Raw genomic sequence first — 20,705 nt, 5'->3', positions numbered from 1 at the left:
CCCCCTCCGCAAGGGAGGGGGAGAACTTTTTAGATTCTACGATTCGCAGAATCTAGCGGTAAATTATTGAGACTTTGAAAAAGTCGAAATATCTCCGTCATTGCGAGGCGCACGAGCAAAGCGAGTGCAACGAAGCAATCTATTTCAGCGACTTTTGAATCGTGTGAGAATCGCTTACTTTACGCGAATCTATCAAAACCAAATTTTAGATTTTCACGCGCAGTCCCAAAACACCCCAGCCAAATCCCGAGCTAACGGAGCTAGATTCGCCCAAAGCCCAGCTACAATTTAGTTCATAACTTAAACCTATATAATCATTAAAATACCAAATCAAACCAAGTTTCACTATGGGATACCACGAATCGATTTTTTGTTCTAGTGATAATCGTTTCTGTCCTGTGGTGTTTATGGATATGTCTGTGTAGCTACTCCAGCGTGTTGCTTCGAGTGTTATTTTTACTTTTGAACCTAAATCTTTCATTGCTCCGCCGCCCAAATACATATAAATATCACCACCTCCCCAATGTTGTGGTATATCTTTGAATTTATAGTATATTTCTACTTCACCACCGATTCGTTGCAATTTAAAAGTAGGCTCTATCATATCTATATCCGTAGAACTAGCAGTGGTTTTTATATTATATTTACCAACACTAGCAATCATATAACTATAAATAAAATTTAGCCCAAAAGCCCAATTATCGCCAAAATCACGCAAATATCCTACACGAGCGGTTAATGGATATGAATATAACGAATCATTAGCGTATAAAGTGTGTGGTGTGATTGTAGTGGTAGGATAAGTTCCGTTCCATTTATCTATAATTGTAAAGTCAATAGGCGCAATATTTATCTTGCCACCCATATTTAAAATCCCACCATCAAAGCCCAAAATAAAGTGATTGCGCCCATCTGCCCCAAAACTAAAAAATTCCTTTACATCCTCCCACGAATCCGAATCATCATCATAGCTTTGCGTGTAATTATATTGTGGCTCATTTGGGAAATTAGCAGAATAAAAATCCATAGAACCGCTAGTAGATTCATCGCTTGTAGATTCATCGTTTTTGGACTCTTTGCTAAAAGTCTTTGTATCGCTCCAAACCAATTCTCCATTTTGCAAATTTATCAATTCAAATGAAAAGAAATAATTTACAATCTTTTTATCATCTATAACCTTACTTGTTTGCGAGATTTCGCCTGTGAGATAATATAGTGGCGAATCTAAATTGCCTTTTTCTATCGTGGTGTATTGATTGTATTCGCTATCATCACGCAATTTGCGAACATCTCCTATTGCCTTTTCTATCTTTTTGTTTCTGCCTTCAAAAGAACTTAAAATTCTAAATTTTTTATGATTGATGAGTTTTTGCACGAGTTTTTGCCTAAATAGCGTAGTGTTAATGTCCTCATCTGTGTGATTTTCAATATCAGCAACCACTACGCCAAGTCTATCTTTTTGATATTTTGGTTCTTTGATATTTTTTAAAAAATGTGAATTTAAAAATGAATGTGTTATTTCGGTAATTTTATCGTCAATATCGTGCGCATCTATCCCAAAACTAATATAATCCCGCGAATCTACATATTGCGGTTGATTACTACTACAAGCGCAAAAAATAAAGGCAAAAATCAAAATCTGCGCTAGATTTTTATAAAAACTCGCTTGGGGGGGGGGATTTATAGTGCTGTGGCATTTTTATTTTTCCTATTTTGCTAAAATTTAATAAAATTTAAAAGGCGAAATTGTAGCATAAAAATTATACAAATTCGCAGAATCTAATATTTTTTCGCAAAATCTCGCAATGGCAAAATATGTGGATTGCTTCGGCACTTCGTGCCTCGCAATGACGGATTTGTGGCGGATTCTGCGATTTTTGTATTTTTTATGTTAGATTCTGCGATTCGCAGAATCTAAAAAGCAAATTTTTATCGTTTTACAGGAAACTATCGTTTTGAGAATTGTGGGCTTCTACGCGCTTTGCGTTTGCCGTATTTTTTGCGCTCTACCACGCGCGAATCGCGTGTCAAAAGCCCATTTGGTTTCAAAATCGCCCTGAAACTCGTATCATACAAATTCAAAGCCTTTGAAATGCCGTGTCGCAGAGCTTCCGCCTGTGCGTTATATCCGCCACCAAAGGTGATTGCGATAATATCCACGCTTTTTTCTTGCTTTGTAAGCACAAGCGGTTGCATAACTTTCATTTTTATCGCTTCGTGTCCGCCTAGCCACTCATCAAGGCTTTTGCCATTCACGCTCAAACGCCCCTTGCCACTTCTAATCCAAACTTTTGCTATCGCGCTTTTTCTTTTGCCTGTCGCATAAATTTTTGACATATTTTAACTCCCTTTTATTTTTTCTTTGCTGAAACTTGCGCTGTGTGCGGGTGTTCCGCGCCATTATATACTTTTAGCTTTTTAATCATCGCCTTGCCGAGTTTTGTCTTTGGGAGCATTCCGCGCACTGCGAGACGAAATAGCTTTTCAGGGTGCTTTTCTACCATCTCTGCGAGAGTTTTGGACTTTGTGCTGCCAAAATACCCGCTGTGCGTGAAATACTCTTTTGATTCTAACTTCAAACCGCTAAATTTCACCTGCCCCGCGTTGATAATCACCACAAAATCCCCGCAATCAATGTGTGGCGTGTAGATTGGCTTATGCTTACCGCGCAAATAAGTCGCCACCTTCGTTACAAGCCGTCCAAAAACCTCATCTTTGGCATCAAGCACAATCCATTCGCGCTTGACATTGCCATTTTTAGCCATCGTAGTCATATTTAAACCTTTAAATTTTGATTTATTAAAAAAGCGAAATTGTAGTGAATGAAACTTAAATTTTGCTGAATTTAAGCAAAAATTTAGGTTTAACAAGATTCTGCGATTTCGCAGAATCTCGCACAAAAATCCACAATTTTCGCAGAATCTCGCAGAATCTCGCGCTTTTGCCAAAAATCGCTAAAAATCCACCACATAGCGCAAAGTGATTCGATATGGATTTTTCACTTTGTAGCCGGGGCGGGAGGCGAGAGTTTGATTATTATTTCCGCCATTTGCACTGCCTTGAATGATGATATCCGCCCAAGGCGTCGCTTGATAGTCTAATAGCGGAAATTTCGCATTTAGCTCCACGCTATGCCCGATATAATAAATCGGCACACGGCAGGTGCGTTTGCCGTCTTTATATTTATCGCACGCACGCTTTTCTACCTGCCGCACTTTTTGGAAAAATGTCACCCTCGCACCCACATTTGCATTGACATTAAAAAAGTGCCGTTTCACATCCGCTAGTCCGATGGGACGCGCGGAATTCACATTATAAACCGCCATATATTGCGCGATTGCCTTTTTATCAAAGCTCGTCCCGCCAAATCCCATTCCACCAAAAATCCCCACCGCAATAAACTCGCTCTCCCAAAAGTCAATTAGCAAATCCGCATTTAGCGTATAATCCACAAAGCCGATTTTTTGCTCTTTTGAGTTTAGCGAAAGTGGCGTGTAGTGCTGAATGCCTAAATTTCCATAATAGCGAAATCCCACAAAGTCGTTTATAAAATGCTTATACCCTAGCAGAAATTCCCACGCAAACGCCCACGAGCTAGGATTTTTATTTTGCTGAGAGGGCCATCTTGGCGTGCTGTTGCCGTAATTTAATATCGGGTCATTTATGACTTGCGAGTGCGTTATCTCTATCTCGCTTTCCCCCGCGCCAAAGCCCACGCCAAGCATTATGTTTGTCGGCTCTTTTGCAAAGGCGGGGATTAGAAATGCGATTAGCGTGATTTTAAGTAAAGTTATATATTTCATTTTCCACCCCCTTAAAATGCGAAAATATAGCGCAGTGTGAGTTTGTAGGGATTTTTCACTTCATATCCCGGACGCTTCCAAAGGCACTTATACTGCCCTGTGAGATTAGTATCTTTATCCGTGCAATACGCGCCAATCACATCGCCCGGGTCAGTCGGATGATAAGTTAGCATTGGGAATTTCGCATTAAACTCCACGCTATGCTCTAAATATGAGATTGGCACGCGACAAGTGCGCCGTCCATTTTCCACATCGCCACAAGTTTTTTGTGCGACTTTGCGGATTTTTTGAAAGAAGTTAAAGCGCATTCCTGCGGATAAAGACGCGCTTAAATGATGATTTTTCGTCTGCCCTATGTTTTTGTATCGCTCGTTTGAAAAATTTGGACTTTCCTTGCTCCATCTTTTGCGATAATTATCTAACGCAGGTGAGTCAAAATACGCCCCACCCACGCCAAATCCGCCCAAAATCCCAAAGCTCCAAAATTCGCTTGTGTAAAAATTTAAGAGCAAGTCCGCGTTTGCGGTGTATTCGATAATGCCGGCTTTGACATTTCCGCTTGTGAAAATCTCGTGCTTGTAGTGCTGTGCGCCGACATTTGCGTAGTAGCGAAATCCTACCCAATCATTCAACCAATGCTTATACCCCGCCAAAAACTCCCAAGTGACGCCCCAATCCTTAATGCTAGAATTATCCACCGGCGTCCAATCTTTCCAAGTGACACCGATTTTATTATTCGCAGAATCGGGGTAGATTTCATCAATTTGGCTTAATCCCGCGCCAATGCCAAAGCCAAAAATCCAATTTGATGGCTCTTTGGCGTCTATCGCATTACTTGTTAAGCCCCCCCCCAGCACGAGTATGGCAAAAAGTAATTTTGCGGATTTTATTTTGTCGCGTAATTTATCGCGTGTATCGCATCTTGCAGTCATTTTAAAAGTCCCTTTTTAATGAAGTTATCAAAGCGGATTATATCATAAAATTAACATTTTATTGACAATTTTAGGATTTTTGATTTTATTTGATTTTGTTTGATTTTGGCGCAGAATCTAGCGCAGATTCTGCGAATTTAATAAAAATTTGCGTGCGAGTCGCAGAATCTAATATTTTTCGCAGAATCTCGCGTAGATTCTGCGATTTAACTTTTATAATGTCGCTCTTGAAATTGCAAAATATTGCGCCCTTCGCTATCAATCTCATATTGGGCGTCAAACTGCTTTTTGATGATTTCTTCAAACATTTCGCGCTTACTTGCATCGCTCAAAATCCGCTCCACCAAGCCATAAAGCTGAATGTCCTGTGTGAGAATATCAAACGCCCTTTGCCTATCTTGGATAAAAAGATTGTTATCCGCCTTGTAATCCAAAAGGCGCAAAATCACCCTGTCATAGACTTTTAGCGCGAGATTTTTGGGGGCGATTGTATCTAACAAATACGCTTTTGTGCGCTCGATTGCTTTATGTTTGTCGTTTGGATTTGAGTTGATTAGTGCAGGGAGAAGCGTGAATAATCGCTCGATTTTGCTCCCTAGTGCGCGGGTTTGCAGGCGAATGAAAATCCTATCGATGAAGCTGTATTTGTATAAATCGATGAAGTTTAGGTTGAATTTTTTGTCCATTTTGCGCCTTTATTTTAAATGCGTGGATTGTAGCAAAAAATACATTTAGATTCGGCGAATTTGGCGGGGTAGATTTGGCGAATCGCGTGAAAATCGTAGAATCTAATTTAAATTGTCATTCTGAGCGTAGCGCAACGCGCGAAGCGAAGAATCTCAAAAATAGAGATATTTCGACTTTTTCAAAGTCTCAATATGACAAGTGGAGGCGAGCTTCTGCAATTCGTAGAATCTAGTGCGTTTTTTGTTATTTTGAGCGAAGCGCAACGCGCGAAGCGAAGAATCTTAAAAAATTCTTCCCCTCCCCTTGCGGTGTGTTTCTCATTTTCTCCCCCTCCCTTGCGGAGGGGGATTAAGTGGGTGGGTAATTTTCGCATTAGATTCTGCGTTTTTGTAGAAAAAGGTTTCGTTTTGTTTGAGAAGCGCAGAATCTGCCCTAAACTCGTCATTGCGAGGGAGCGAAGCAACCGAAGCAATCCACGAATCACTTGAATCATTTGGATTTGCATATTTATTTGTGTTTGTGGATTGCCACGAATCTGCTAACGCAGATTCTCGCAATGACGGAAATTGTGCGGTAGATTCTGCGTTTTTGTAGAAAAATGTTTCGTTTTGTTTTAAAATTGCAGAATCTGCCATAAACTCGTCATTGCGAGGGAGCGAAGCGACCGAAGCAATCCACGAATCACTTGAATTGTTTAGATTTGCGTATTCATTTGCGTTTATTATGGATTGCCACGAATCTGCTAACACAGATTCTCGCAATGACGAAAATTGTGCGTTAGATTCTGCGCCTCGCAATGACGAAACTTTTTTAATTCTGCGAATCGTGCGTTTTTGCGGGGTTTGTGAATTTTGCGGAGTTTGCGTTAGATTCTGCGATTTGCCAAATTTGCGTGGGAAAATTTGCGAGTTTAGCAATAAAGAAAGATTATTCATCGTGCGGAGGTTTGTCCTAAAAGTCGCGCTAATCAAAGTATTTTGCGGTTTTGGAGTGATGATAAAATGCTTCCCACTTTGCGAGATTTCAAAAATGTCATCTTTCGTAGTTAGGTGCGAAATATCCACGCCTAGCTTATTTGCGCCACTTTTATCAACGACTAATTTTTCAAACAAATATCCACTGCCAAACTCGAAATTTTCCCCAAAGTCCAAAATCAACTTCCCATTTTCGGCAAATTTCACACTGCCATTTTGTAGCACCAAATGCGAATTATCGATTGTGCCGTTTGTGCCATTTGAAGTCCCGCTAAATGCGTTAAATTTCGCAGAATCTTCCGTGATTTTTATCGCATAATTTTGTAGCGTGAGATTGACGCTTTTAAAATGATATTTGCCTTCAAGCGGATTTATCGTGCCGAAATTTTGAATGGTAACCATTTGATTGCTGTGGTCGTTATAACTCACGGAAATCCCCTGCATTGCGCCATAATTGATGAGATTTTTAATCGCACCTTTGTTAAATGTGATGTAAGTATCAATCGTGTTGTAATTGATAAAAGTTGCTATGATTCCTTTCTCATTGCCGTTCTCCGCGAGATTTATGCTAGTGCCACTGCCTAGCGTGAAATGGGTGTGATTGGTGATTAAATCATAGGGCTTTTTAATATCGCAATTTCCACCATTGATTTCGCAAGCGACACTCAACTCAATCGCATTTAATAAGCAAAATCCCCCCCCCCGTGAGAACAAAATAATAAAAAGCAAAATATGAGGTAATGTAATTTTTGCAGAATCTAAATTCGAAGTGCGTTTGATTCTTTGAAACGCAGAATCTGCGGTGGATTGGGCAATTTTTGGGCAAATCGCAGAATCTTGCAATAATGGCGCAGGTTTGGATTGCTTCGTTGCACTCGCTTCGCTTCGTGCGCCTCGCAATGACGAAAAATTAGCAGAATCTGCTCCAAGATTCTGCGAATTTTGTGTGAGATTTTTCGTTTCGCTCAAAATGACAAAATATACTAGATTCTGCGAAAAACGCGTGAGATTCTGCGATTTTCGTGCGATTCGCAGAATCTGCGAATTTATAAAATCCCCCCCCCCCGCAATCAGCATAAATAACAATCTTTTCATTTCCCACCTCCGCAAAAATAAAACGCATTATTGCGTAAAAATATTAAATTTTCGCAGAATCTTGCAGAGATTTCATTGTAGATTCTGCGTTTCGCTTGATTTTTAGCGAATTTAGGACGACTAATATCGAGCTAAAACTCATACTAATCGCCGCAAAGAGCGGGATTATAAGCCCTGCCATCGCAATGGGGATTGTAAGTAGATTGTAAATTATGCTAATTTTTATGTTTTGCTTAATCGTGGCGTAGGTTTTTAGCGCGATTTTGTGCGCTAATCGCAAACTTTGCAGACTATCATCAAGCAAAACAATATCGCTTGATTCGATTGCCACATCGCTCCCCGCGCCCATAGAAATGGCTATGTCGCTTTTGTTTAGCGCGATTGCGTCATTTATGCCATCGCCTATCATTACGACTTTGTGCCCTTGTGCGCGGAGTTTGTCGATAAATGCGCTTTTATCGATTGGGGATTGTTCGGCGTAAAATTCGGCGATTTTTAGCGAATCTGCGATTGATTTCACCACTGCGAATCTATCGCCACTTAAAATCACCACGCGAAATCCTTGTGATTGAAACTCTGCAATCGCCTCTTTTGCGCCATTTTTTAGCCTATCTTTCAAATCAAAAATCGCCACTAATTCGCCGTTGATTGCGTAATAAAATTTGCTTGAATTAGATTTGTCCATTAAATCCAAATCCGCAAATCTCACGCCATATTCGCGCATAAAGGATTCGCTTCCGCCCAAAAGCTCCAAATCGCCACATTTCGCGCTTATGCCTTTTTGGGAGATTTGCTTAAAATCAGTAATTGCGCTTTTGGATTTGCGCCCAAAATCGCTTTTAGATTCGTGATTAGATTCGATAGATTCGCCTAAAAATTCTGCGATTCCTTTGCTTATCGGGTGCGTATTTAAAAGCACAAAATCACGCAAGATTAGCACTTCATATTCACGCAATTTCACTTCGCCCACGACTTTTGGCTTGCCAAAAGTGAGCGTCCCCGTTTTGTCAAACACAATGCAATCGCTTTTGGCAAAACTCTCCAAAAACCGCGCCTCTTTGAAAAGCAATTTGCGCTTGTAAGCCTCTGTGATGCCGATAATCGTAGCAATCGGTGTAGCAAGGGCAAGAGCGCAGGGACAAGCGATGATTATCACGCTGACTGCGACAATCATCGCCTTTTCAAAACTGCCCGAACTCCACGCCCAAAACGCAAATGTCGCCACCGCACAAAGCAACACAAACGCGCTAAAATGATAAGAAATCGCATTTGCCTTTGTCTCAATGGTGGGCTTTTTTGTGATTGAGTCCTGAATCAAATTTATGATATTATTTAGCGTTGAATCTTCAAAAATCCGCGTGGCACGATAAAAAATTGTCCGCTCCAAATTTATAGAGCCTGAAATTAGCGGGGCGTTTTGGGTTTTGGATTCTAACGCTGATTCGCCTGTAAGCATTGAGCTGTCGATTGTCGCGCTTGGGGATAGCAAAATGCCATCGATTGCGATTTTTTCGCCAGCTTTTACTTGGATAATGTCGCCTATTTGCACTTCTTCGGGGCTAATTGTTTTTAGTGCGCTTCTCTCAAAGTCCGCCGATTCGCATACGCTTACAATCGTAGGCACACTTAGATTTAGCCTATCAATGCTGTCCCCCGCGCTTTTTTTGGTGGTAATCTCCAAAAATTTACCGATTAGCACAAAAGTGATAATCATCGTAACGCTTTCAAAATAAGTCTCGCCACTATGCGAAAGCGCGGCATAAATCGAATAAATATACGCCAAAGTCGCGCCTGTGGCGACAAGCAAGTCCATATTTATAAAGCCATTTTTTAGCCCAAAATAGCCACTGCGGAAAAATATAAAGCCCGAAAAAAACAGCGTGGGCGTGGCTAGGGCGAATCCCGCCAAATTTAAAATGTCCTTAATATCCCGCTCCATACCCAAAAAATACCCGCTATACTGCGCCACCGCAATCCACATAATATTCATCGTGCAAAAAATGCCCACAATCATTCGCGTGTAGTAGCTTTTGCGCTCTTTTGCGTTGATATTTTCTAGCATTTTTGGGTCATAGCCTTGCGCATCATAGCCGATTGCGCGAATTTTAGCGATAATCGCGCTTAGTGGGATTTGATTTTTATCAAAAATAATTTTTGCTTTGTTGTTTGTGAAATTTATATCCGCGCTGATAATGCCCTGTGTAGCGTTTAAAATCTTTTGATTTAGCCACACACACGCAATGCAGTGAATGCCCTCAATGATGAGGGAGACTTCGCAAAGTTGTGGTTGTGATTTATTATGCGAATCGGGCTTTGATTCGTGCGAATCTTGGGAATTTTTGTGCGAATCACTACGCGAATCTTTGCGCCCCAAAATCTTAATATATTTTTTTGCATAAGATTCGCTATCAAATTTTGCTAAATCATCGTTGAGTGGCTCTTTTGGCGGAGTGAGCGTGGTTGCGCCGATTTTATTATAAAATTCGCCTAAATTGCATTCGCCCAAAAGCGTGAAAACGCCCTCGCACCCGCGACAACAGAAATATTCTACCTTGCCATTTATGACTTTTTTAAAAAGCGCGGATTTTTCATACTTCAAATGGCAGTGAGAGCAGGATTTCATTGAAAGTTACGAATCTTATTGGTGTAAAAAATTACTTAAAAACATACAGCGCAAGAGTAACTGCGCCCACCACCAAAGCACCAAAGGCGACTTGTATTGCGATAATCCACTTTAATAGGTCGTATTTTATGCCATCAAATCTTTTATATACGCCATCAAATCTTTGATTCATATCGCCTTTTAACGCAACAATATCTTCTTTTATAGACACAATGTCCTCTTTGACAGCCATAATATCTTCTTTAACAGCCATAATATCCTCTTTTAAAGCCATAATGTCGCCTTTTGTGGCGAAATTATCCAAGTTTTTTGTGTCTTTGTTGCTTTGCTCTAAAATCGAATCGGCGATTTCTACCACGCCCTCTTTGATTTTCTCTCTATTTTCGCTAGAAATGTTCGCAAAACAAGTGCTGATAAAATTGTCAATCAAAATCCGTGTGCTTTTATTTACCGCTACCATTTTAAGTCCTTTACGCAAAAATTTTTAGCATTATATCCTAAAATCTGCGTTATTTTGCATTTGATTTCGCAGAATCTACGCTAGATTCTGCGATTTTGCCACTTGAATCTACGCTCGAATCTGCGCTAGATTCTGCGATTTTCGCAGAATCTACGAGCGATTCGCCTAAAACCTTATACGCACTATCTATTTCTCGTAAAATCTCATTATCAAATTGCTTATTTAAACTCTTAAAAATATTTTGCTTTTTTGCCTTTATCGCGCTGTGGTAGGCGTTTTCTAAATCTGTGCGAGTAAAATTTGCATTTAGTCCAAGCACCTCCATCGCCTTTTTCTTTGACATTGCCACTGCGCCTTGCGCGAATTTCGCCTCAAAGTCATCATAGATTTTATTAAAATCATCATTATTTAGCTCAAAAATCGCCGCCACATCGATGATTTTCTCCCTCTCCGCCTCTGATAAAATCCCATCCGCATAAGCCAAAGCAAACAAAAACTCCACGACTTTAACTCGCTTTTTATACTCGCCCTTTGTCGCCTCCACAAAGGCACTCGCCAAAGCGTCCAAATCATCACTTGCATTATCAAAAATGCTTTGCAAACCGCCCCGCGCGTCTTTATAATCTTTGTATTGATTGATTTCATCTGCCATATCATCTAGCATATCTTTGATGAGTTCGCGCTCTAACGCACACACTTCGCCATCGCTCCGCGCTACATTTGCCAAAATCTGCGTCAAAATCCCAAACTCGCCCTTTTTGATTTTATCCTCATCGGTTATCATCTCATAGGGGCTATCCTCTGGCTTATACTCACTTCTAAAACTCTCGCCTAAATCCTTGCTTTGCATTGGGTTATATGGATTTTTCATATAGTCGCTAAAACTATTATAAAGCATATAAAGCACGCCCCCTGCGATAATTAAAAGTAAAATCTCCATTTTTCGTCCTTTTATTTTTGGTTTTGCTCTTTTTTCTCTAAAATGCGCTTTTCTTCTAATGATAATTTTTGCTCGTTTTTCTCCCGCACCATCTCTTTAAACGCCTCGCTTTCTTCAAGCGCAGAATCTCTCTTTGGCGAAATGCAAAGGATTGCAAAGACAAATGCGCCCAAAATGCACGCCATCATCAAATCGCCACTAATTACCTGCCAAATGGCGATTACGATTATTGATAGTGCGACTTTTAGCGCAAACTTCATCAGTATCTCTTTACAAAAAATCTGGCGCGAATTTGTGGTAGCGAAAATTTAGCGCGCTCTCATTGCGCTCACCAAATGCCAAAAGCAAAAGCTGTGGCAAAAACAGCACGGGCATATCGCCTAAATTGCGGTTTGCGATTCGCGTCAAAGATTTGCGCTCTTTGTCAAACATCTCAAATACACTCATCGATTGCGCGATGATGAAATCACTCGCAGAATCTAGCGCATTTTCAAAGTATTTCGCGCCGTATTTGTGCGCTAAATCCCTATTTGGCAGAGAAAAAATATCGCTTGTTTCAATAAAATTTATCTTAATTTTTAGCGCATTTAAAATCTTTTCCAAATTCGCGCAAAACGCAGAATCGCTCCCCAAAACCGCCACGCTAAAATCGCTCAAATCGCTTTTAAGATTTGCGCGAATCTTATCGCAAGATTCGCCCAAAAGATTTGCCAAATGCGATATTTTCGTATCTTGGCTATATTGCAATTTAAATCGCGCTAACTCGCCTTCAACCGCGCTGTAAAGATTTGGGTTTTCATCAATTCTATTTTTAGAAAATGTGATATTTTTGAATGCGTCATCTTCTAAAATAAGCAAATCTCGTCCCTTTGATAGCGCGATATTATAAGCGTTTGCGACAAAAAACCGCTTTTCATTTAGCAAATAATTGCCCCCATAAAATTCAAACTTTTCACTATCCACCGCTTCAATATCAAGTCGCTTAAATAGCGCGATTGCTGATGAAATCAGCGATAAATTATCATAATAATGATAGATTAGATTCATCAAATATCCTTTATAATGCTGTATTTTTGGGCGTTTGCCTTTTTTAGCTTGCTAATATAGGGCAGATTCGCGCTAAAAAGCTCTCTTTGCAAACTTTCAATCTCATCATCAATGCTTTTATCAGGCGGATAAATCAAATCTTTTGTAGCGATGTGATTTATAATCCCGCGCTCAAAATCAAAAATCGATTCAAATAATTCTGTCGCATTATCTTGGTAATGCAACGCCATCCATTTCACAAACAACGCCCACCCATCGCCCACATAATCGCGCAAATCCAAAGGCGAAATGAGATTTATCAAAATGTATTTTTTAAATTCGCTTTTTGATTCGACATTCAAAAACGCAAATTTTTCTAATTGCGGGGCATAAAGCGCGAAAACTTCGTCTTTATTGATTAGCAAATCTTTTAGCGCGTATTTTTGACATAGCGAATCTATCGCAAGATTCGCCCCAAAATGCGCGTGAATCTCTGCTAATTTCACATTGCTAAAAATCGCTTTACCATTTATGCGAAAGCCAAAGGATTCTTTGTCATAAGTGAAATTTTCTAGCGTTTTTTCAATCTCTTTCATCAAATCTTTTAGACTCAAATTTTCATCAATGTCAATTTTCACGCGCTCATAATGCTCGTTGTAATCGAATTTCGCGTCAAATCGAAATACGCTTATTTCAAATCTCATTTTGCTCCCCCTTTTTTATTAGATTCTGCGCCACAGCACGATTCAAATTCGTTTAAAAGACTTTTAACTTCATTTATCCCAATCCTCCAAAACGCAGAATCTTCAATATCAAAGCCAAAAATTTTTACCAAATCTTTGGGCGATTTTGAACCACCAGCGGACAAAAACGCCGTGTATTTGGGGACAAATGATTTTTTGTCTTTTTTGTAAAGTCCAAAGAGTGCCAAACTCAAAAGCTGCCCATAAGAGTATGCGTAGCAGTAAAATGGCGAGTGAATAAAGTGTGGGATATAGCTCCACCAAAGCGCGTAATTTTTGGTGAGTTTTAGTGAATCGCCAAACATTTTTGCATTTTCGCTCTGCCAAATTTCGCTTAAAGATTCAACGCTTAATTCATCGCTTTTTGAATGAATCTTGCGCTCAAAATTTGTCATCACCACTTGCCTAAAAAGCGTGGAGAAAATATCCTCAATTTTCCCTGCATAAATGGCGGTTAGCTCTTTGCCACTCAATTTTTGCTTCATTTTATCAAAAAGCAACATTTCGCCAAAAACACTCGCCGTTTCCGCCGTTGTAAGCGGTGTGTCCATATTCAAATAACCCACGCTTTTGCTTAACTCTTGGTGAATCGCGTGTCCAAATTCGTGTGCGATAGTGAAAATATCGCGCCTCCCGCCTGTGTAGTTTAGTAGCACAAAAGGGTGCGCGTGTGGTGTCGCGCCGTGCGAAAATGCCCCGCCTCTTTTATCATTGCTTGGGTGCGAATCTACCCATCCATTTTTGAATGCAGATTCTGCGATTTTGCCAAATGTAGGGCTAAAATCAGCATAAGTTTGCAAAACCAAATCTTTTGCCTCTGCATAAGGGATTTTGGCGTTTGATTCAAAGTTTAGCGGTGCGTATCTATCAAAATCTTTTAGCTTTTTTATGCCTAAAAGGCGCGATTTTAGGCGATAATAGCGATGAACTAGCGCGAAATTTGATTCGACAATCTTTATCATCGAATCCACGCTTTTTTGGGAGATTTGATTATCAATGTGGCGAAAGGATTCGCTTAGCTCATAGCCCCGCAATTCGCGCGAAATCTCCGTATCTTTTTTGATAATATTTATAATGTAGCTTAAAATATGCGCGGATTTTTTGAGATTTTTTGTCATCGCTTTTTGCGCGCTTTTTCGCACTGCACGGCTTTTGTCGTGTAGCTTGGATAAAATCTCTTCTTCGCTCAATTCTTGTGAATCTAGCTTAAAACGCATTTTGCTAATATGCTCATCAAAAAGTCTGCTAAACGCATTTGCGCCCACAGGGGAGAGTTTTAAGATGATTTTTTCCTCTGCCTTGCTTAAAGAGTGCTTTTTTTGTGCGAAAATTTTGGAGAGATAATATTTGTAATTTTTGCTTTGGGCGATTAGATTTTTGGCGATTTTATCGCTATTTTTTGATAGCTCAGCAAATTCCACTTCAAAAAATATGACAATGCTTTGAATTTCATTTACGACAAGCTCGTATTTTGCGTAGATTCCGCCGTTTTTGGTGTCCTTTGCAAAAAGCAAAAACGCATAAGTGGCGATTCGCGCTAATCCCTCGCAAATCCCCTCATACTCGCGCATAACGCTATCAATATCGTTTATTTTTGCAATATTGCCACTATATTTTTTTTCAAAATTTTGTGCGCGAATCTTTAAATCTTTTGCAAATCTATCTACTTCTTTTGTGCTTTTAAAAAGCGGTTTTAAGTCCCACACATCGATATTTTCTTTATTCATTCTTTACTCCATTTTTGCAAATTATAGCAGAATCTAACTCATTCTAACCATTCTTTGATTTTATCCAAACAACTATCCAAAATCCCCTTGTGTGGCTCACTTTTTAGCCCAAAAGATTTATGCAAATCCTCTGCGATTTTGCGTTGCTCTGCTGTGAGTTTTTCACTTGGATAAGTGATTTTGATTTGGACGATAAATCGCCCTTTTTGGCTACTATTTAGGCTTTTTACGCCCTCATTTTTGAAAACAAATTGTTCTTTGTCTTTGGCATTTGGCGGGATTTTTAGCTCTAATTCGCCCCGCAAACTAGGCACTTTTATGCTTCCACCCAAAATAATATTTGTAAAAAACACGGGGATTTCTATGTAAATATCGCTTCCGTGCCGAATGAAATGCGAATCTTCGCTCACATCAATGATAATGTATAAATCCCCGCGCTCCCCGCTTGGTAGCTTGTGTCCGTGATTTGAAGCGCGGATTCGATTGTCTGTATCGATGCCTTCTGGGATTTCAATGGTGAATTTTTCCTCTAATTTCGTGAATTTTTTGCCATTGCATTTGGGGCATTTATCTTTGATGATTTCGCCTAATCCACCGCATTTTGGACAAGTTTGCGCAAAAGTCATAAAGCCACTGCGCGTATAAACCTTGCCCTGCCCTTTACACGCGCCACATTGCTCTTTTGATTTTGCGCCACTGCCTTTGCATTCCTCGCAATACGCTCTATATGAATTTTTGATTTCTTTTTTGCAACCAAAGACGGCTTCTTTGAAACTCAAATTTAGCGCAATGGCAAAGTCCGATTCAAAGCCACTTTGCCTCCGATTTGCGCCAAATCCACCGCCAAATCCGCTCCCAAAAACGCTCTCAAATATAGAGCCAATGTCGCCAAAAATATCGCCAAAATCTTTCCCGCTAAAACCGCTAAATCCGCTGTTTTCTAGCCCTGCCTTGCCGTATTTGTCATAAATCTCGCGTTTGCTATCATCGCTAAGCACTTGATAGGCTTCATTTATTTGCTTAAATTTTTCCTCCGCGTCCTTGTCGCCCTCATTTCTATCGGGGTGATATTTTAGGGCAAGTTTGCGATAAGCCTTTTTTATAATCTCTTTGTCGCTTGTTTTCTGTATTTCAAGCACTTCGTAATAATCAAATTCTTCCAAAATCTACCTCGAATCTTTAAAATTTGCAAAATTGTAATTGTGGCAAAAAATTGCTGATTTTATACATAAAGCTCACGATATTTTCCTTTGAATCGCCTATGAAACCAAAACCACTCATCTGGTTTCTCACGGATTATGCGCTCTGTAAAGTCGCTTTGCGCCTGTGTCATTGCCAAAATATCCGCCAGCGTGATTTTTTCATCAAAGCATTTGTGTAGTCCAAAATTTTTAACCTTTCATTTACAGAGTTGCAAAAATGCGAAATTATAGCAGAAAAGATTGTTTTAAGGGGTAGATTCTGCGATTTTATTTTGAAAATAATGCTAGATTCTGCGGAATTTGTTTGATTTTCGCAGAATCTCGCGAATTTTTGGCAGATTCTGCGAATCTTGCATATTTTCGCAGAATCTTGGCGTAGAATCTCGCAAATTTTTGGCAGATTCTGCGAATCGTGCGAAATAAATTTTGTCATATTGAGACTTTGAAAAAGTCGAAATATCTCAAAAATTTAAAAAAAGAGATTCTTCGCTTTACACTTCGCATTCGCGCGAGAATGACAAGGTTGCTAAAACTCAATAACGCCCGTAGAAGCAAGTGGGATGATTTTATCGCCATTGCCTCCGCTGCTTGCATAGCTCATACGCAAAGCGCTACAAAAGTCATCTTTGTCATAATCATCGCTCAATCTGCTAGGGTTAAAGTGCATATTGCCATCGCGGGGATTTATCCACAGCGCGGGCAGTCCGCTTATATCTTTGCATAGTTTGCGCTTCTTGCCTTTTTCGTCCGTGCCGATGGCGTAAATGCCATTATTTCCCGCTTTCCACCTGCTTTCATCAAGTTCTGCAATTTCCATAATCCACTCGCCCCAATCTTTGCCATTTGGTGCTTTGCGTTTATTTACATCAATATTATCCGCAAAGACTTTTGCTACAATCGCCTTTTGCGCGGACGCTAAGTCGCTTCTAGCGGTTGCCACTTGCCCATCTGTCCTATCTGCTGTAAATCTAGGCACGGCAACTGCCGTAAGTATTAAGAACACAAAAAGCAATGGTATGAATAAAAGAACTATAAATAACCCCACAGACGCCTCTTTTGGTTGCTCACTATAAATACAATTCTTACTAAATGCAAGATATAGAAATGCTATCAAATTTATATGTGGAATGGCAAGTAAGAATCTAATCCCCACGCCACAGCCAAATTTTCCACCTAATTTAAATGCCAAAACAAGACGCATAATCAAAAATGGCAAGGCAAAAAGAAAATATATAATATCATAAGCTCTTTCTTCATCTGTGATAATCATTACGACTAGCCCCATAATAATGCCAAAAAATTGAATCATTACCACCACAAGAAAGCCCACGCCAAAGCCAACGCCACCTGCGACTTTGCCTAAAATATAGGCATTGTAAAATGGCACGATTGCCGCCCAGCCCTCTTCGCCACCTTTTTTAAAGATTTTCCACCACGAGACAACAAGTGCCACTAGATACGCAATCACAAGCAATACAAGTAAAAATCCAAGCAATGCTAACAATCCATCATTCATAATCAATCCTTTAAATTAAAATTTCTAAAAACGAATTTTGCCCCCCCCCAACCTTAAATTTCGCTGAAAAATATGAGAAATTTTGAAAATTTTTGATTTTTTTTGAATTTTTGTGATTTTTTGTGATTTTTTGTGAATTTTTGTGAAAAAAATGCAGAATTTTGGGATTTTTTAAAAGCAGATTCTGCGTTTTTCGCCTAAAATCGCAGAATCTAAACGCAGAATCTATAAATTCGCAGAATCTAATAAAAAATCCTACAACTTCGACACAATCTCATAAGTATCCTGCGCGATTACTAGCTCTTCATTTGTGGGGATTACGCAGACTTTGACTTTTGAGTCCGCCGTAGAGATTAACGCTTCTTTGCCGATGGTGGCGACATTTACGCCGATATCTAGTTGCACTCCCAAAAATCCCAAATGCTCCACGATTAGTCCGCGAATATACACGGCATTTTCGCCCACCCCAGCGCAAAATGCAATCGCATCTACGCCATTCATCGCTGCCATATATGAGCCTATGTATTTTGCCACGCGGTAGGCAAATACGCGCCTTGCAAGTGCGGCAAGCTCGTTGCCACTGCCTTCTGCGGCAAGTAAGTCTCTAAAATCGCTTGATAGCTTTGAGATTCCAAGCACGCCACTTTTTTTGTTTAGCACATTTAAAATCTCATCAATGTTTAGATTTTCCTTTTTTGCGATATATTGAAGCACCGCAGGGTCTAAATCCCCGCTACGCGTCCCCATAGCGATTCCCTCCAAAGGCGAAAGCCCCATACTTGTATCAACGCTCTTGCCGTTTTGAACCGCGCAGAGCGAGCTTCCATTGCCTAAATGGCAAGTGATAATTTTGGAGTTATTTATATCTAATCCCAAAAATTCCGCCGTGCGCTTGCTTACAAACTTATGACTTGTGCCGTGAAAGCCGTATTTGCGGACTTTGTATTTCTCATACCACTCATAAGGCAATGCGTAAAGATACGCGCGGGGTGGCATACTTTGGTGAAATGAAGTATCAAACACGCACACCATAGGCGTGTTTGGCATTAGCTCTCTGCACCCTCGCAAACCCATCAAATGCGCGGGATTGTGAAGCGGGGCTAAATCGCTACACGCCTCAATTTTTGCAATGACATCATCAGTGACTAAAACGGAGTTAAAGAAAAACTCGCCTCCGTGCACGATTCGATGTCCTATTGCCTCAATTTCATCAAGCGATTCAACCACGCCACATTCTTTATCTGCCAAAATATCAAAGACATATTTTATCGCGCTTTTATGGTCTGGCATAGGCATTTGACGCTCGATTTTCTGTCCGCGCACCTTGTATTTTAGCACGCTACCTTCTAAATAAATCCTATCACACATTCCATCTGCCAAAACCTCGCTATTTTCCATATCTATCAATCGATATTTGAGCGATGAGCTACCGCAATTTATTACCAAAACTTTCATTTTTTCTCCCTTTTGTTGAATTTATAGCGATTGTAACGCCGTAATCGCAATCGTGCCGACAATATCATCTGCGCTACACCCGCGTGATAAGTCATTTATCGGTTGCGCCAAACCTTGCGTGATAGGACCATAGGCGTCTGCGTGTGCGAATCGTTGCACTAGCTTATAGCCGATATTTCCTGCGTCAATATCTGGGAAAATCAGCACATTCGCGCTTCCTGCGATTTTTGAATGCGGTGCTTTTGCCTTGCCTACGGATTCAATGATTGCCGCATCAAGTTGCAACTCGCCATCTATCAGTAGATTCGCGTCATTTTCCTTTGCGATATGAAGCGCACGAAGCACTTTATCGACTTTTTCGTGCTTTGCACTACCATAAGTTGAGTGGCTTAAAAGCGCGACTTTTGGCACACCGCCCGTTAGGCTATGAAAAGTTTTTGCGCTAGAAATTGCGATTTGCGCGAGTTCATTTTCATTTGGATTTTGGATAAGCGCACAATCCGCAAAGCCAAAAATCCCGCCAAACTTGTGCTGGTAGCCAAGTGGCGAATCTTTTAGCACCATTAGCATAAATGTGGATACGACTTTCACCCCGCTTTGTGTGCCTACGATTTGAAGTGCCGCGCGAAGCACATCAGCAGTTGGGGATAGCGACCCAGCTACCATTCCATCCGCCTTTTTATCGCGCACCAAAGCCGCGCCAAAATAAAGCGGATTATTTGTTAGCAAATCCACCGCCTTTTCCTTTGTCATTCCCTTGTGTGCGCGAAGTTCAACTAGCAAATCCACATATTTTGGCAAAAGCGAAGAAGTGGCAGGATTTATAATCTCCGCCTTGCTAATGTCAAATCCTGTGGCTTTTTTGCGCACTTTGCTTTCATCTCCAAGCAAAATGATTTTTGCAAAGCCGTCATTTAGTACCTTTGCCGCCGCTTCAATCACGCGAATATCATCAGTTTCGGGCAAAACGATTGCCTTTTGATATTTTCGCGCCTTATCCTTAATCTCATCGATAAATTCCATCTGTCGCTCCTTTTTCTTTAAAGTGGCAAAATAATAACTAACAAAATTTTAATATTTCGCAGAATCAAGGCGAATTTTTGGCAAAATTTTCGCAAAATGTAAAATTTACGCAAAAATTAGCGAAATTTCAAAATATTTTGCTACAATTTCGCTTTTTTAATGCAAATGCAAACTTGTCGCAAGTGCTAGATTCTGCGAATTGTGGCGAGATTTTGATGGACCGGTGGGTGAGTTGGCTTAAACCACGTCCCTGCTAAGGACGCGTAGTCGCAAGATTACCGAGGGTTCGAATCCCTCCCTGTCCGCCATTTTTAAACTTCAACTTTTTTACAAAACAAATTTAAAATCAAATTTTTCACAGCCGAATCTAAAATCATAATCATTAAGACATTTTCACGCGTGGGGTTCGAATCCCTCAATGTCCGCCATAAATTTAAAACTTCAAATTTTTCGCAAATCAAATCTAAATTCAACTTTTCACAATTTACAATAGCAAAAT

The 20,705-nt window shown here is 40.2% G+C and carries 23 protein-coding genes and 1 tRNA gene; 3 read left to right on the top strand and 21 right to left on the bottom strand.

Translation table 11 applies throughout. The features are described 5' to 3' along the window. Positions 1–205: 205 nt before the first annotated feature. The 7 genes from ACWIUE_RS06005 to ACWIUE_RS05975 form a co-directional block, all read right to left on the bottom strand. The gene (locus ACWIUE_RS06005) at positions 206–1,636 is read right to left on the bottom strand and encodes a hypothetical protein (RefSeq protein WP_454135743.1); all 1,431 of its coding nucleotides are present in this window, start codon (positions 1,634–1,636) and stop codon (positions 206–208) included. A gap of 311 nt (positions 1,637–1,947) precedes the next feature. Then, positions 1,948–2,337: a 30S ribosomal protein S9 gene (gene rpsI / locus ACWIUE_RS06000; protein WP_454135741.1), complete on the bottom strand. Its 390-nt coding sequence runs from the start codon at positions 2,335–2,337 to the stop codon at positions 1,948–1,950. 14 nt (positions 2,338–2,351) lie between these two features. Continuing rightward, the gene (gene rplM / locus ACWIUE_RS05995; protein WP_454135739.1) at positions 2,352–2,774 is read right to left on the bottom strand and encodes a 50S ribosomal protein L13; all 423 of its coding nucleotides are present in this window, start codon (positions 2,772–2,774) and stop codon (positions 2,352–2,354) included. A gap of 180 nt (positions 2,775–2,954) precedes the next feature. After that, on the bottom strand, positions 2,955–3,803 hold the full coding sequence (locus ACWIUE_RS05990; RefSeq protein WP_454135738.1) for an outer membrane beta-barrel protein: 849 nt from the start codon (positions 3,801–3,803) through the stop codon (positions 2,955–2,957). An 11-nt stretch (positions 3,804–3,814) separates the two neighbouring features. Beyond that, positions 3,815–4,735 (bottom strand): outer membrane beta-barrel protein, encoded by a 921-nt coding sequence (locus ACWIUE_RS05985; RefSeq protein ID WP_454135737.1) that lies wholly within the window; start codon positions 4,733–4,735, stop codon positions 3,815–3,817. 85 nt (positions 4,736–4,820) lie between these two features. Continuing rightward, the gene (locus tag ACWIUE_RS05980) at positions 4,821–5,003 is read right to left on the bottom strand and encodes a hypothetical protein (protein ID WP_454135736.1); all 183 of its coding nucleotides are present in this window, start codon (positions 5,001–5,003) and stop codon (positions 4,821–4,823) included. Further along, on the bottom strand, positions 4,942–5,421 hold the full coding sequence (locus ACWIUE_RS05975; RefSeq protein ID WP_454135734.1) for a hypothetical protein: 480 nt from the start codon (positions 5,419–5,421) through the stop codon (positions 4,942–4,944). Before ACWIUE_RS05975 ends, ACWIUE_RS05980 begins: the two co-directional genes overlap by 62 nt. Positions 5,422–5,495: 74 nt before the next feature. On the opposite strand from ACWIUE_RS05975, the gene ACWIUE_RS05970 reads away from it, so the two are divergent. Further along, positions 5,496–5,654 carry a hypothetical protein gene (locus ACWIUE_RS05970; protein WP_454135733.1) on the top strand — a complete coding sequence of 53 codons (159 nt, stop codon included), beginning with the start codon at positions 5,496–5,498 and terminating at the stop codon, positions 5,652–5,654. A gap of 85 nt (positions 5,655–5,739) precedes the next feature. On the opposite strand, the gene ACWIUE_RS05965 is transcribed toward ACWIUE_RS05970, so the two are convergent. From ACWIUE_RS05965 to pta, 14 genes are all read right to left on the bottom strand, one after another. Next, the gene (locus ACWIUE_RS05965; protein ID WP_454135731.1) at positions 5,740–7,491 is read right to left on the bottom strand and encodes a hypothetical protein; all 1,752 of its coding nucleotides are present in this window, start codon (positions 7,489–7,491) and stop codon (positions 5,740–5,742) included. Positions 7,492–7,534: 43 nt separating this feature from the next. Continuing rightward, positions 7,535–10,114, bottom strand: coding sequence for a heavy metal translocating P-type ATPase (locus tag ACWIUE_RS05960; protein ID WP_454135730.1), 2,580 nt, complete (start codon positions 10,112–10,114; stop codon positions 7,535–7,537). Between the two features lie 31 nt (positions 10,115–10,145). Further along, on the bottom strand, positions 10,146–10,574 hold the full coding sequence (locus tag ACWIUE_RS05955) for a hypothetical protein (protein ID WP_454135728.1): 429 nt from the start codon (positions 10,572–10,574) through the stop codon (positions 10,146–10,148). A 49-nt stretch (positions 10,575–10,623) separates the two neighbouring features. Then, positions 10,624–11,514 (bottom strand): TerB family tellurite resistance protein, encoded by an 891-nt coding sequence (locus tag ACWIUE_RS05950; protein ID WP_454135727.1) that lies wholly within the window; start codon positions 11,512–11,514, stop codon positions 10,624–10,626. A gap of 11 nt (positions 11,515–11,525) precedes the next feature. Then, positions 11,526–11,774, bottom strand: coding sequence for a hypothetical protein (locus ACWIUE_RS05945; protein WP_454135725.1), 249 nt, complete (start codon positions 11,772–11,774; stop codon positions 11,526–11,528). Between the two features lie 10 nt (positions 11,775–11,784). After that, the gene (locus ACWIUE_RS05940) at positions 11,785–12,561 is read right to left on the bottom strand and encodes an HdrB C-terminal domain-containing protein (RefSeq protein WP_454135723.1); all 777 of its coding nucleotides are present in this window, start codon (positions 12,559–12,561) and stop codon (positions 11,785–11,787) included. Continuing rightward, on the bottom strand, positions 12,561–13,244 hold the full coding sequence (locus tag ACWIUE_RS05935; RefSeq protein ID WP_454135721.1) for a DUF5644 domain-containing protein: 684 nt from the start codon (positions 13,242–13,244) through the stop codon (positions 12,561–12,563). The genes ACWIUE_RS05940 and ACWIUE_RS05935 overlap by 1 nt, the downstream gene beginning before the upstream one ends. Next, positions 13,241–15,010 carry a M3 family oligoendopeptidase gene (locus tag ACWIUE_RS05930; protein WP_454135719.1) on the bottom strand — a complete coding sequence of 590 codons (1,770 nt, stop codon included), beginning with the start codon at positions 15,008–15,010 and terminating at the stop codon, positions 13,241–13,243. The genes ACWIUE_RS05935 and ACWIUE_RS05930 overlap by 4 nt, the downstream gene beginning before the upstream one ends. A gap of 38 nt (positions 15,011–15,048) precedes the next feature. Beyond that, entirely contained in the window at positions 15,049–16,173 is a 1,125-nt protein-coding gene (dnaJ, locus tag ACWIUE_RS05925; RefSeq protein ID WP_454135717.1) for a molecular chaperone DnaJ, read from the bottom strand. Positions 16,174–16,232: 59 nt separating this feature from the next. Further along, positions 16,233–16,343, bottom strand: a complete 111-nt coding sequence (locus ACWIUE_RS05920) for an LpxL/LpxP family acyltransferase (protein WP_454135715.1) — start codon at positions 16,341–16,343, stop codon at positions 16,233–16,235. Then, a complete protein-coding gene (locus ACWIUE_RS05915; protein WP_454135713.1) occupies positions 16,340–16,645 on the bottom strand; it encodes a hypothetical protein in 306 nt (101 codons plus the stop codon). The genes ACWIUE_RS05920 and ACWIUE_RS05915 overlap by 4 nt, the downstream gene beginning before the upstream one ends. 93 nt (positions 16,646–16,738) lie before the next feature. Continuing rightward, positions 16,739–17,728 carry a hypothetical protein gene (locus tag ACWIUE_RS05910; protein ID WP_454135712.1) on the bottom strand — a complete coding sequence of 330 codons (990 nt, stop codon included), beginning with the start codon at positions 17,726–17,728 and terminating at the stop codon, positions 16,739–16,741. A 255-nt stretch (positions 17,729–17,983) separates the two neighbouring features. Further along, complete coding sequence (locus ACWIUE_RS05905; RefSeq protein WP_454135710.1) at positions 17,984–19,183, bottom strand: acetate kinase; 1,200 nt, start codon at positions 19,181–19,183, stop codon at positions 17,984–17,986. Positions 19,184–19,204: 21 nt separating this feature from the next. After that, a complete protein-coding gene (pta, locus tag ACWIUE_RS05900) occupies positions 19,205–20,206 on the bottom strand; it encodes a phosphate acetyltransferase (protein ID WP_454135709.1) in 1,002 nt (333 codons plus the stop codon). 77 nt (positions 20,207–20,283) lie between these two features. Here pta and ACWIUE_RS05895 point away from each other — a divergent pair, with 77 nt between their 5' ends. Continuing rightward, positions 20,284–20,463, top strand: coding sequence for a hypothetical protein (locus tag ACWIUE_RS05895; protein WP_454135708.1), 180 nt, complete (start codon positions 20,284–20,286; stop codon positions 20,461–20,463). Next, positions 20,424–20,514, top strand: a tRNA-Ser gene (locus ACWIUE_RS05890). The genes ACWIUE_RS05895 and ACWIUE_RS05890 overlap by 40 nt, the downstream gene beginning before the upstream one ends. The last annotated feature ends 191 nt before the right edge of the window (positions 20,515–20,705 follow it).

This window comes from Helicobacter sp. 23-1045 (assembly GCF_053654655.1).
Note: the sequence above shows the minus strand (reverse complement) of the source record. Positions and strands in the feature narration are given on the sequence as shown.